Source organism: Modestobacter caceresii, assembly GCF_000761485.1.
Taxonomy (GTDB): Bacteria; Actinomycetota; Actinomycetes; order Mycobacteriales; family Geodermatophilaceae; genus Modestobacter; species Modestobacter caceresii.
On sequence record NZ_JPMX01000091.1, the window covers coordinates 137,961 to 150,180 of the forward strand.

Below are 12,220 nucleotides of genomic sequence, written 5' to 3' on the forward strand. Positions count from 1 at the left end.
AACTCCGTCGGCGGGCCCACTCCTCGATCCAATCACCCCGGTCGGGAGCGCGTGCAGCGCACTCGGGCAACCCGGGCGATGTGCAGGTGGGCGGCCCCCTAGGGTGCGGTCATGCCGGTCGGGAGCCCGTACCGCCGCCTGAGCCGCCGCGTCAGGGCACTGCCCGGACTGATGTGCCGTGCGCCGTCGTGGGTGCTCCTCCTCGTCGGCGTGGTGACCACGGCGCTCGGGGTGCTCCTGGCCGTGCGCCCGCTCAGCTCGTTGACCGTGCTGGGTGTCTACATCGGCCTGAGCTGCGTCGTCTCCGGAGTCGGTGACCTCGTGACGCACCGCGACGGTGCCGGATGGCGGCCACTCGTCAGCGGCTCCGGCTGGGTCCTCACCGGCGTCGCCGTCCTGGGGTGGCTCGGTCGGAGCCTCGAGCTCCTCGGCCCCTCCGTTGCCGTCCTGCTCATCGCCAGTGGCGCCGTGCGGCTGCTCGACCTGCGCCGCGGCCCGACCGCGGACCGGGCGCTGTCCAGCGTGTTCGGCCTGTCGGAGATCGCGTTCGGCGTCGTCGCACTCGCGTGGCCCGATGCCACCCTGCTGGTCGTCGCGTTCCTGTTCGGCATGCGCACCGCCGCCTTCGGTCTCTCCCTGCTCTGGCGAGGAGTCGCCCGTCGAACCCCCTCGGGTGCCCGGCGGCCGTCCCGCGGCCCCGTGCCGCGAGGTGGACGGCCGCAGGCGTCGTCCTGCTGGTGGCAGGCACGACGCTGGTGGTGAGCCACCAGCTCCGGCAGGGCATCCCGGTGCTGGACGGCTTCTACGACGCTCCGGACGCCGTCCCCGACGAGCCCGGGCAGTTGCTGCGCGTCGAGCCGTACGGCGGGGACCTGCCGCCGGGGCTGGAAGCCCACCGCATCCTCTACACGACGACCGCGGACGACGGCGTCCCCGCGCTGGCGAGCGGTGTGGTCGCGGTGCCCGCCGAGCCCACGGGGCCGGTCCCCCTGATCGCCTGGGCGCACGGCACGGTCGGCGTCGCGCGAGCGTGCGCGCCCAGCCTGGGCCGCGACGCCATCTCCACCGAGGGCATGCCCGCGATGGACGCCCTGGCCCGCAACGGGTGGGGGATGGTCGCCACCGACTACACCGGCCAGGGCACCGAAGGGGACTTCCCGTACCTGATCGGGCAGGGAGAGGGGCGCTCGGTCCTGGACGCCGTTCGCGCCGTGCACCAGGTCGCGGAGCTGGACGTGTCCCCGGAGACGGTCATCTGGGGGCACTCCCAGGGAGGCCACGCCGCCCTGTGGGCCGGCCAGCTCGCCCCGACGTACGCGCCGGACGTCGCCGTCGTGGGCATCGCCGCACTGTCGGCGGCGAGCGACCCACTGGCACTCGCGCAGGTCGTCACCGCACACCCCGGCGCCCTCGGCGCGAGCCTGGGCATCTCCTTCGTGGTGGCCGCGTACAGCCGGTGGTACCCGGACATCTCCCTGGACGACGTCACCCCGGCGGCGCGGACGCTCGTCCGGGAGGCAGCCGCCCGCTGCACCAGCGAGCCAGGGAGCCTGGTCACCGTCCTGACCGGCGTCGCGGTCTCCGCGGACACCCCGATCCTCCGGACGGACCCGGCGACCGGCGCGATCGGCCGCCGACTGCGCGAGAACGTGGCGCTGGGCCCCTGGCAGGCACCCCTGTTCCTGGGCCAGGGAGGCGCGGACGAGGTCATCGTCCCCCGTCTGCAGGACGACTACGTGTCGCGGCTCTGCGCTGCCGGGCGCCCCCTGCTGTACACGAAGTACCCCGGCAGGTCGCACATGGGCGTGCTCGAACCCGACTCCCCCCTGAACGCCGACCTGGAGCAGTGGACGCAGGACCGGCTGGCTGGCCTCCCTCAGGCCACCACCTGCCCCTGACCCATCCCCGGACCGGGACAAGAGGTCCTCGACGTCGTCGACCTACCCGACCATGTCCCCGCCGAGGGCCAGCGCCTCGACGACAGCTCGTCGTCCGAAGTCGACCTCGCTCATGCTCATCACGGGGTCGCCACCGGCGGACAGCGGACGTCGTCCCGGAGTCGCGACTCGACACCGTGCCGAGTGCCCGCACCGTCACGAACGTCTCGCTGGCGCCGCTGGACCGGGCGTTCGACGACGACGCCCGCCGGCGGGACAGCCGAGCCGCTGCGTGCCCGGTGGACGGAGAGCCCTTGCGGGTCCCCAGGGCCGGACGCTCTACGACATCAGCTCGTCCGGCGTCAACTTCCCTGAGGTGCACCAGCAACACGACGGGTTCCCGTCCAGGTCGACCGCCGTCGGCTGGAGGCCGTCACCTCCGCCAATTGATGGGCCAGGCGGCTGGCCGCGACGCCGTGGCCCGTCGACCGAACCGGCTGCAGACAGCCGACCTTGCCCAAGGTGGGGGCAACGCACCGGGCACGCAGCAGGCCGAACACCGCAGGTGGAGAGCCTGCCTCAGGAGCTCTTTCCGCGGTCTGGAAGGAGCGCGTCGGCGAGCCGGGCGAGCGCCTCGGTGAACTCGGCCGGTGGTAGGTGGCCGAATCCGAGGCGGAACACCCGGTCCTCATCGCCGAACCAGGAGCCGGGGGCGACTCGAGCGTCGTTCTGCGCGAGCCGCGAGTAGAAGTCCGGCACGGCAGCGTCCGGCACTCGGTCGCGGGGAAGGCGCAGGCAGCACAGCGCTCCCCCGTCAGGGCGGACGAACTCCACGGGCTGATCGCGCACCCACTGCTGCAGCTCGGTGAGTGCACGCTGCAGCAGCGCCGCCCGTGGAGCGAGCACCTCCTTGCTCCGGCGCAGCAGCTGCACGGCGAGGAACTCAGCCGGTGCCGAGCAGGCGATCGTCGTCAGGTGCTTGGCGTTACGCAGCCGCTCGTAGAGATCGGCATCGGTCGTCGTCAGCCAGCCCAGCCGGAGGCCCGGCGCGCCGTGCGCCTTGGACACAGATCCACACGTCACCACGCGGGGGGACAGGGCGGCCGCCGACGCGGGCACCGGCGCGTTCCCGTAGGTGGATTGGCGGTAGGTCTCGTCGACCAGGACCACGGCTTCGGGCGCACGCTCTTCGACGGCGGTCAGCAGCCCGTGAAGCTCCCCCTCGGTCAGCCGGACCCCGGACGGATTCTGGGGTGAGGCGACCGACACCAGTCGGGTCTTCGGTGTGAGGGCGTCTGCGACCGCATCCATCGGGAGCCGGTAGCCATCGCCGAAGCGCATCGCCACGACATCCACGCGCGCTCCCAACCCCTCGGGGATGCTGCGGGCCGGTGGGAAGCAGGGGCTCGCCAGCACCACCGCGTCGCCGGGCCCGAGCCGATCCTGGGCCAGCAGGAACATCCCCTCGATCGCCCCCACGGTCAGCAGCACCTGTCCGGCGTCCACGCCGGCTTCCGCACCGATCAGCGCCCGCAACTCCGCGTCGCCGGGGGAGCTGCCGTACCCGAGCGTCATATCCGCCAGCGCGTCAGGATCTACCAGATCCCCGACGCGCAGCGCTGGTGTGGTGCTCGCGGCCAGGTCGTAACGGACAGGGGCGTCCACCAGGCTGCTCATCGGGCTCGTCGCAAAGGTCGCCATGGACTCCATCCTCACCGCGCACGACATGTGATTCGAGCCGGTGCTCACGGTGGGGCCCTCCCCGGGCGCTGCCGCTGGCAGGGGGACTGCCCCGAGTTCAGTTGACTGGCCCAGGGCATGGACCGCCCTGTTCTTCATGAGACCGCTACCCGCGGTGCAGTCCTGCCCCGCCCGAACACCTAGCCTCGGATCATGCGAGCCGTACAGATCACCCGCTTCGGCGGCCCCGAGGTCATGGACGTCGTCGAGCTGCCCGACCCGGTCCCCGGGGACGGGGAGCAGCTGTTCGACATCTCCTCGTCCGGCATCAACTTCGCCGACACGCACCACCGACTGTCGCGAAACTGACCTGACGGCCGACGGGCGGGCGGGTCGTAGCCGGCGCGAGCGGGCTACCGGATCAGGTGCACGCGCAAGGGGAGATCGAGGGACGCCCAGGCGCGATCGGCTGTGAGCACCTCGGCCGGGCGGCTACGCATCGCGAGAGCCAGACAGCACCGGTCCCCCAGGGAGAGGGCTCGGCCCCCGTCGATCCAGCGCAGCGCCCCAGCCAGCTGAGCGTCGTCCTCTGTCAGCGGCTCGATCGCCACTCCGGCAGCCCGTAGCAGGTTCCGTACCGCTCGTACGTCCACGCCCGCGTCGACCAGCTTGCCGACGACCTCGGCCAGGTTCACCGTCCCCAGACTCGCCGCACCGACCGCGGCCGCCACGACATCTGCGCCTGGCTCGTCATGGACCAGGGCGAGCACCGCTGAGGCGTCGAGGACGGTCACTCCTCCGCCACTTCCCGTCGCCGCTCGGCGAGCAGTTCGTCCACCAGTGACCGACTGGTCGGCACAGTGGTCGCCAACCCCCGCAACTGGGCAAGCGCGTCGACCGGCCGCTCGAGGACCAACTGCCGCCCGTTGAGGTGTAAGTGCAGCTCGTCTCCCGGCTGGAGACCCAGCGCAGCGCGCACCTCCGCGGGTATGACGACCCGTCCTTGACGACCGACCACCACTGTGGCATCCATGCCCAGATGGTGGCACGTCAGGGCGGCATGTGCCACCTAGCCACCCGCGTTCCGGTTCCCCCGGCACGTCACGTCCGGGTCGCGCCCTCACCAGCAGGGCGCGACGGCCAACCGCCGGCGAGCATCGAGCGCAGATCAGCACCTCGAAGCTGATCCGTCCGATGTCAGCCTTGCTCAGCGGTTCAGATGACCACGGCCTCGCCTCTGCACCGGGTAGCAGCGGGCCCCGGTGGTTCACGGCGCTCCAGGCTCATGCGGCCGAGGTGGTCCGTGTGCGCCGTCCGCCGACGACAGGCGCCCCGGGACCACCCGTGACACCCACCCCCGGCTCGGCCCGGCGGATCGGTGAGATCGACGCCTCGGGCCGCGGAACTCGGTGGACCGGCGGCCCGCCACTGGTGGGCGGGGTACCGATCGCACAGGGGAAGTCCTCCCCGGACGAAGGCTGCTGGCACACGGTCGGTACGCGCCCGACAGTAGCCCTCCCCCGTCGCCCCGGCCGCGCGGCGGGGAGCGACGCCCCGTCACCTCGCCGAGCTGGTCCGAGGACGACCCGTGCTCCGCGGCGGGTCGGCGGTGTCGACGTCGTCGACCGCGCGGCCCGGGAGGAAGAACGGTGCGGCCCCGGCCGGATCAGGCGGTCAGGGACAGCCAGGTCGCGAGCATCATGCCTGCGACCGCCAGGCCGGAGAGCACCAGGAGGAAACGGTGCTCGACGAGCACCGCCACGAACTCGCGGAGGTAGGCGCCGGGCCAGTAGTACCGGGCGGTCGGCGCACCGATCGCCTGCGCGTCGATGCCGAGCCTCCTCGCCAGCAGCGCCGCCCGGGGGGCGTGGTAGTCGTTCGTGACGACGAGGTAGGGCTCGGGCACACCGTGCTGCGCCAGCAGGTCCGCGCTGTAGCGGAGGTTCTCCCGGGTGGTGCGGGACCGGTCCTCGACCAGGACGCTGTCGGCGGCGACCCCGTGCCGGCGCAGCCACTCCCCCATGGCCACGCCCTCGGGGTACGGCTCGTCCGGGCCCTGACCGCCGCTGGCGACGACCGGGACGGACCCGGCCCGCTGCTCCACGGCGGCGACGGCCCGCCGCAGCCGAGCGGCGAGCAACGGCGGCACCTCTCCCCTGACCAGGCCCGCGCCGAGGACGATGACCGCCCGTGCCGGCGCCCGGCGGGTCGTCCAGGCGTACAGCGCCGTCTGCACCGCGAACCCCAGGAAGAGCAGACCGGCGCAGGCCTCGGCGGTGACCAGCCCCACGGCGAGCGTGCCGGTCACCGGGTTCTCGTGGCGGAGCAGGCCGACGACCACGACGGGGAGCACCACCAGGGACAGCCCCGCCAGCAGTGCGAGGGAGTTGCCGAGCGACCGTCGCTCCCGGCGGAGCACGACGAGCCCGTCGACGACCAGGAGCAGCGGGAGGAGCAGGAGCCCCAGGGCGATCAGGCCGAGGGCAGCCACGGAGACGACCCCGGTCAGGGTCTCCAGGACCCGGGACCGCGAGGCGGCCAGGGCGACGAACCCCAGCAGGTGGTACGCCGCCAGCACCAGGAGGAAGCCGTTGCGCAGCGCCCGTGGGTCCCTCCTGAGCGACCACACGAGCGCTCCGAGCAGGACGAGGACGCCGAGCAGGCCGGCGAGCACGTGCACGACGAACTCGGTCGTGGGGTCCACGCGACCGAGCCAATCACGCCCGGCCGGCGCGCGGGTGACCGGAGATCGACGGCTTCGGCTGCCGGGGACCCGGCCGGGTCCTACGGTCGGGCCATGCCGACCGTCACTCCGTACCGACGGCTGGACCGGCGGGTGCGGGCGTTGCCGGGGCTCGTCGGCCGTGCGCCCTGGTGGGTGCTCGTGCTCATCGGCACGACGACCGCGGCCCTGGGCGTTCTGCTGGCCGTTCGGCCGCTGAGCTCGCTGACCGCCCTGGGCATCTACACCGGCGCGAGCTGCGTGGTGTCCGGGCTGGGCGACCTGGTCGCGCGCCGCCACGGGGAGGGGCGGCTGCCACTGGTCACCGGGATCGGCTGGGTCGTCGCCGGGGTGGCCGTGCTCGCCTGGCTCGGCCGGAGCCTGGAACTGCTCGGGCCGTTCGTGGCGGCGCTCCTGCTCCTCACCGGCGCGGTCAGGCTGCTCGACCTGCGTCACGGCCCGACCGCCGACCGGCTGCTCAGCGGCGCGTTCGGAGCGTCCGAGGTGGCCTTCGGCCTGGTGGCGTTGCTGTGGCCGGACGCCACCCTGCTGGTCGTCGCCCTCCTCTTCGGCGTGCGCACCGCGGCCTTCGGTCTCTCCCTGATCTGGCGGGGCGTCGCCGCCGGCCGCCTGGGTTCGCCGGACAGGGCGCTGCCCTCGACGACGCGCACGAGGCCGCGGGCCCTGCAGTGGGTCGCCGCGGGCGTCGTGCTGCTGGTGGCGGGGGCCACGCTCGTCGTGAGCGAGCAGTTCCGCAGCGGCATCCCGGTGCTCAACGGGTTCTACGACGCACCGGAGGACGTCCCCGACCGACCCGGCCGCCTGATCCGGGCGGAGCCCTACGACGGGGACCTGCCGGAGGGGCTGACGGCCCTCCGCATCCTGTACACGACGACCGCGGACGACGGCGTGCCCGGCTTGGCCAGCGCGGTCGTGGCGGTACCCGCGAAACCGACCGCGCGGCCGGTCCCGCTGATCGCGTGGGCCCACGGCACGGTGGGGGTCGCCCGGGCCTGCGCGCCCAGCCTGGGGCCGAACGCCATCTCCACCGAGGGAATGCCGGCCATGGACGCCCTTGCGCGCAACGGCTGGGGCATGGTCGCCACCGACTACATCGGCCAGGGCACCGAGGGGAACTTCCCCTACCTGATCGGTCAGGGGGAGGGGCGTTCGGTGCTCGACGCCGTCCGGGCCGCGCACCAGGTCGACGGCCTCGACCTGGCCTCCGAGACGGTGATCTGGGGGCACTCGCAGGGCGGGCACGCCGCGCTCTGGGCCGGGCAGCTGGCGCCGACGTACGCACCGGACGTCGATGTCGCCGGGGTCGCGGCGCTGTCCGCGGCGAGCGACCCGCTCGGCATGGCCGTGCTCGTCACCTCGCACCCCGGTGCGCTCGGGGCCAGCCTGGGGATCTCCTTCGTGGTGGCCGCCTACAGCCGGACCTACCCGGACATCTCCCTCGACATCGTCCACCCGGCGGCGCGCACCCTGGTGGAGGAGGCGGCCGCCCGGTGCACCAGCGAGCCGGGAACCGTCCTCACCATCCTCACCGGCGTCGCCGTCTCCCGCGACACCCCGATCCTCGAGCAGGACCCGACCACCGGGGCGGTGGGCCGGCGGCTGCGCGAGAACGTGCCGCTGGGGCCGTGGTCAGCTCCCCTGCTGATCGCCCAGGGGTCGGCGGACGAGGTGATCAGCCCGCGCCTGCAGAACGACTACGTCGCCCGGCTGTGCGCCGCCGGCCACCCGCTGCGGTACGAGCGGTACGAAGGGCGGAACCACATGGGCGTCCTGGAGCCCGACTCGCCGCTGAACGACGACCTCGAGCAGTGGACGAAGGACCGGCTGGCCGGTGTCCCCCAGGAGAACAGCTGCCCGTGACCGGCCGGTGCCCGCGGTCACGGCCGGCCCCGGTGGCCGCGCGGCGGCGGATGGACGACCCTGCTGATCGACAGGGCACGCCGGGACACACCGACACGAGGACTTCATGGTCGCCGACGACGCGCACCCGCCCACCCGCCGCTGGCTGGTCATCGCCGCGGCCGCCACCGTCCTCCTCGCCCTCACGTACTGGGCGGCGGTGTGGACGGTCACCGGTCAGCGCATCGAGAACGCCGCGCTGCGCGGAGCAGACCAGGTCGCCGGCCAGGCGCGCCTCGCCGCGTCGGACGAGCTGTCCTGGATCACCCTCTCGTCGTTCGCCCTGGTCTCCGCGCTCCTGGTGCTGGCCGCTTGGTGGCGCGGCGGGCTCCGGCTGGCCGTCGGTGTCGGTATCATCCTGGCCGGGTCGACCGTGATCACGCAGACGCTCAAGCGGGTGGTGCTGCCCCGGCCGGAGCTGGTCCCGGTCACCGGTGACTACACCCACAACAGCTTCCCGAGCGGGCACACGACGATCGCCATGTCGGCGCTGTTCGCGCTGGCCGTGGTCGTGCCCCATCGCTGGCGCGGGATCGCCGTGGCCGCCGGGGGCGCGTACGCCGTCGCGATCGGGGCTCAGACGGTCACCGCGAAGTGGCACCGGGTCAGCGACACCATCGGCGCCGACCTCGTCGCGCTGGCCGTCACCTGCCTGGTGCTCGCCTGGCTGGCGCGGCGTGGGTCGCTGCACCCGGTCCCCGAGCGCCGGCGGTTGCGCGTGTGGACGGTCGGTGCGGCGCTGGTCGTCGTCACCGGGCTGGCCCTGGCCGCGGGGGGCACGGTCCTGGTGCTGGCGGAGGTCCCCGTGGCGCCCGATGCCGTGCTCGACTACAACTCCTACCTCGCCTCCCAGAGCCTCGCGCTGGCAGGTTCCGGCCTCGCTGCGCTCGTCCTGTGGTGCAGTCTCCACCAGCTGGAGGTCGGGCCGGCGCGCCCGCGGACGCCCTCCACGGACACCTCGCCGGTCATGCCAGCCGGTGGGCCGCCAGCGCGGCCAGCGTCCCCAGCCCGTTGACCGCCAGGCGCAGCAGCACCGGCGCGAGCAGGCTGCCCGAGCGCAACCGCAGCAGGACCAGCACCACCCCGGCTCCCGCAGTCGCCAGGACCGCCAGCCCGACACCGAGGGTGACCGCGAGGGGACCGCCCTGCTCGCCGACGAGCGGACAGCAGGGCTGGACGCCGGTACCAGGACGGCCACCGCGTAGGCGAGCGCGACCAGCCCAGCGCACCCGGCCCCCCACGTGAGACCGCTCCGCAGCCGGCCTCGGGCCCGCCCCAGCTCCGTCGAGGTCGGCCCGACTGCCCGGGCCGCGGGGAGCAGCACCCCGGTCGCCACCAGGTTGGCCGGGACGTAGGCGGCTGGGGACCCGGGGAACGACCACGTCGTTCCCCGGGGTGAGCAGCACGACCAGCACGAGGACCAGCGCGACGGTCAGCGCGCGGGTGCGGCCGCGTCCAGTCGTCCACCTGCGCATGCCCCCAGGCTGCACCGCCGCTCAGCGCTCGAGGACCTCTTCCAGGCGTCGGGTGTCGGCGCGCGTCCACCCCGGCGGTCGCAGGACGGCGGCCCAGGCAGCCACCGCCTCCCGGTCGTAGCGGTGCCCGTGACCCGACGGCACGTCGGTGGCGAACGGCAGGTCCAGGGTGACCTGCCAGAACGTCACCAGCGGGATCCACGCCATGTCGTCCAGCACGTCGTCCCCGGGCGGCTCGGCGAGCCAGTCCGGACGTTCGAACAGCAGCGAGGGGCTCCACCACACGACCGGGTCGGAGGGGTGCTGCACGTAGAGCACCCGGGTGCCGTTCCACGGGCCGTCCGGCGAGGGATGCGCACCGCCGTCGGGCTCCGTGCTGAAGCGCACCGTCCGCCCGTCGCGGTACACCGGCTCCACCTCGGGACTGCCCGGGTCCCGGTCGTCGCGGAACTCGGTGAACAGGGTGTTGAACGACGGCGGCCCCACGAACACCGCGCCCGAGGTCCGGTTGTGCAGGTCGTGCTCCCCGCTGAACGCGGCCTCCGCGCCGAAGGAGCCGAGGCTCTCTCCGAACACGTACAGCTCGGGCCGGTCGTCGGCGGGGAGCGCGGTCCAGCGCTCGTAGACGGCGTCGAAGAGCTCCCGCCCCGCGGCCCGGGCCCGGTCCTGGTCGACCAGGTAGGACAGCGCCGAGGGCAGGTACGAGTACTGCATGGAGGCGATGGCCGAGTCCCCTCCGGACAGGTACTCGAACGCCGCCGCCCAGTCACCGTCCACCCACCCGCTGCCGGTCGTCGTCGCCACCAGCAGGCGGGCGCGCTGGAAGCCCCCGGTCCGGTCCAGCTCGGCCGCCACGGCCCGCGCGCGCTGCTCGACGTCATCGGTGAGCTCCAGCCCGGCATACACCCGGACGGGCGGTCGCGCCGGCCGGCCGGTGACGGCACCGATCTGCGCCGCCGACGGTCCACCCGCGACGAACACCCGCCCCTCCCGGCCCAGCGCCTCCCACGGCACCGCGGACCCCGGCCCACCAGAGCGGAGCGGGCTGTCCGGTCGCGCCACCCCGTCCGGGGTGTCGTCGTCCGCGAGCGAGAACGTCCGGTCGGCCGCGGCGACGAAGCCGTCGACGGCGACGTCGGTGACCACCAGGACCACCGCGGCGCCCACCACGAGTGCACCCACCGTCCGCGCCGCCCGGACGCCCATCCACCGCGACAGCAGCCGCCCTGCTCCCCGGGCGGCCACGTGCAGGATCCGGCCGGTGCCCACCAGGACGGCGTAGACGACGACCGCCACCACCGGCGCGAGCAGCGCGTGCCACAGCGGCTCCTCCGGCGCCCCCATGAGCCGGCGCAGCTCGGCCTGCCACCGCCGGCCGAGCACGAAGGAGACCGTCAGCAGCACCGCCGCCAGGACCACGAACAGCCGCCAGGCGCCACCGCGGGCCGACCGCGGCCCGCGGTCGGCGAAGGCCCGCCAGACCGCAGCGGCACCGAGGCCCAGCGCGTGGCCGCAGGCCGCGGTGATGCCGCTGACCAACCCCTGGACCTCGCCGCTGCGCGGTAGCAGCGAGGGGGTCAGCGACACGCCGACCAGCAGGATCGCTCCCCATGCCGCCGGCAGCGGGACGGTCCACCAGCGCGGGCCGCCGGGGCGGCCGCGGGACGGGCGCGCGGGTGAGCCGGACGGCTCCGGTGACCCGGTGTCGCCACGACGACCTGTCGCCCGGCGGGCACCCGGGACGGGGCGGATCATCGTCCCGGGTCAGGAGGGCAGGTCGGCCGGGGTGACGGTGCGGTCCTGCCGACGGTCCCCTCGACGGATGGTGACCGTGACGGGTTCACCGGCCGGCAGACCGGCCAGCAGGTCCCCGAACCGGCCGATCGTCAGGGATCCGGCGCGGTTCATCGAGAGGACGACGTCGCCGGTGCGGAGCCCCGCCCGGTCGGCCGGTCCGCGGGCTCGACGGAGACGACGCCCACCCCGCGAGGGCGCCCGACGCCGTCGAGGACCGTGGTCAGCTGAGCCCCGACGTCGGCTCGGCCGGACCGGGTGACGACGCCGTCGGCGATCAACTGGTCCGCCAGGCTCCGCACGTCGTCGGCCGGGATGGCGAAGCCGGCGGGAGCCGCGTCGACGCCGGCGGTCACCCATGCCGTGGGCACGCCGACCACCGTGCCGTCGAGCGCGACCAGTGCCCCTCCACTCGTCATCGGATGGACGCCTGCCGAGGTCTGCACCATGTCCGGCAACGTGAGCTGCGGGGAGGCACCGGTCGCCGGGACGGTCACCGTGCGACCGGTCGCGCTGATGATGCCCTCGGTGACCGCGCCCTCGAGGGCGAGGGGGTTGCCCATCGCCAGGACGGCGGCGCCCACGACGAGGTCGGCGGAGTCCGCCCAGTGGGCCGGTCGGAGCCCTCGGGGTGGATCGATCCGCACCACCGCGACATCCTTCGGCACGGCCACGGCCACGAGCAACGCGCAGGAGCCCCGTCGCCACGCGGGCCGGACGCGCCCGTGCTCCAGACCAGGCATCTGCACTCC

At 74.1% G+C, this 12,220-nt stretch carries 13 protein-coding genes; 5 read left to right on the plus strand and 8 right to left on the minus strand.

The features are described 5' to 3' along the window. The first annotated feature begins 111 nt into the window (after positions 1-111). On the plus strand, positions 112-762 hold the full coding sequence (locus IN07_RS25920) for an HdeD family acid-resistance protein (protein ID WP_197058558.1): 651 nt from the start codon (positions 112-114) through the stop codon (positions 760-762). Next, complete coding sequence (locus tag IN07_RS25925; protein ID WP_197058559.1) at positions 738-1,898, plus strand: lipase family protein; 1,161 nt, start codon at positions 738-740, stop codon at positions 1,896-1,898. The genes IN07_RS25920 and IN07_RS25925 overlap by 25 nt, the downstream gene beginning before the upstream one ends. A 558-nt stretch (positions 1,899-2,456) precedes the next feature. Here the strand turns inward: IN07_RS25925 and IN07_RS18750 are convergent. Continuing rightward, entirely contained in the window at positions 2,457-3,578 is a 1,122-nt protein-coding gene (locus tag IN07_RS18750) for a pyridoxal phosphate-dependent aminotransferase (protein WP_197058560.1), read from the minus strand. A gap of 192 nt (positions 3,579-3,770) precedes the next feature. On the opposite strand from IN07_RS18750, the gene IN07_RS24880 reads away from it, so the two are divergent. Next, on the plus strand, positions 3,771-3,926 hold the full coding sequence (locus IN07_RS24880) for a Zn-dependent oxidoreductase (RefSeq protein ID WP_081975544.1): 156 nt from the start codon (positions 3,771-3,773) through the stop codon (positions 3,924-3,926). Between the two features lie 44 nt (positions 3,927-3,970). On the opposite strand, the gene IN07_RS18755 is transcribed toward IN07_RS24880, so the two are convergent. The 3 genes from IN07_RS18755 to IN07_RS18765 all read right to left on the minus strand — a co-directional run bounded on the left by IN07_RS18755 (position 3,971) and on the right by IN07_RS18765 (position 6,261). Next, entirely contained in the window at positions 3,971-4,351 is a 381-nt protein-coding gene (locus IN07_RS18755) for a type II toxin-antitoxin system VapC family toxin (protein ID WP_036338592.1), read from the minus strand. Then, positions 4,348-4,590 carry an AbrB/MazE/SpoVT family DNA-binding domain-containing protein gene (locus IN07_RS18760; protein ID WP_036338984.1) on the minus strand — a complete coding sequence of 81 codons (243 nt, stop codon included), beginning with the start codon at positions 4,588-4,590 and terminating at the stop codon, positions 4,348-4,350. The genes IN07_RS18755 and IN07_RS18760 overlap by 4 nt, the downstream gene beginning before the upstream one ends. Before the next feature lie 633 nt (positions 4,591-5,223). Next, positions 5,224-6,261: a YdcF family protein gene (locus IN07_RS18765; protein ID WP_052091487.1), complete on the minus strand. Its 1,038-nt coding sequence runs from the start codon at positions 6,259-6,261 to the stop codon at positions 5,224-5,226. 93 nt (positions 6,262-6,354) lie between these two features. On the opposite strand from IN07_RS18765, the gene IN07_RS18770 reads away from it, so the two are divergent. Both IN07_RS18770 and IN07_RS18775 read left to right on the plus strand, forming a co-directional pair. After that, positions 6,355-8,160, plus strand: coding sequence for a lipase family protein (locus IN07_RS18770; protein ID WP_036338594.1), 1,806 nt, complete (start codon positions 6,355-6,357; stop codon positions 8,158-8,160). A 106-nt stretch (positions 8,161-8,266) separates the two neighbouring features. Next, the gene (locus IN07_RS18775) at positions 8,267-9,214 is read left to right on the plus strand and encodes a phosphatase PAP2 family protein (protein WP_064972451.1); all 948 of its coding nucleotides are present in this window, start codon (positions 8,267-8,269) and stop codon (positions 9,212-9,214) included. On the opposite strand, the gene IN07_RS25415 is transcribed toward IN07_RS18775, so the two are convergent. The 4 genes from IN07_RS25415 to IN07_RS18790 form a co-directional block, all read right to left on the minus strand. Continuing rightward, the gene (locus tag IN07_RS25415; protein ID WP_156119277.1) at positions 9,165-9,674 is read right to left on the minus strand and encodes a hypothetical protein; all 510 of its coding nucleotides are present in this window, start codon (positions 9,672-9,674) and stop codon (positions 9,165-9,167) included. The genes IN07_RS18775 and IN07_RS25415 overlap by 50 nt on opposite strands. Before the next feature lie 21 nt (positions 9,675-9,695). After that, complete coding sequence (locus tag IN07_RS18785; RefSeq protein ID WP_197058561.1) at positions 9,696-11,261, minus strand: alpha/beta hydrolase; 1,566 nt, start codon at positions 11,259-11,261, stop codon at positions 9,696-9,698. A gap of 177 nt (positions 11,262-11,438) precedes the next feature. After that, positions 11,439-11,582, minus strand: coding sequence for a hypothetical protein (locus tag IN07_RS25420; protein WP_156119278.1), 144 nt, complete (start codon positions 11,580-11,582; stop codon positions 11,439-11,441). Beyond that, entirely contained in the window at positions 11,579-12,211 is a 633-nt protein-coding gene (locus tag IN07_RS18790; RefSeq protein ID WP_052091488.1) for a S1C family serine protease, read from the minus strand. The genes IN07_RS25420 and IN07_RS18790 overlap by 4 nt, the downstream gene beginning before the upstream one ends. Between the last annotated feature and the right edge of the window lie 9 nt (positions 12,212-12,220).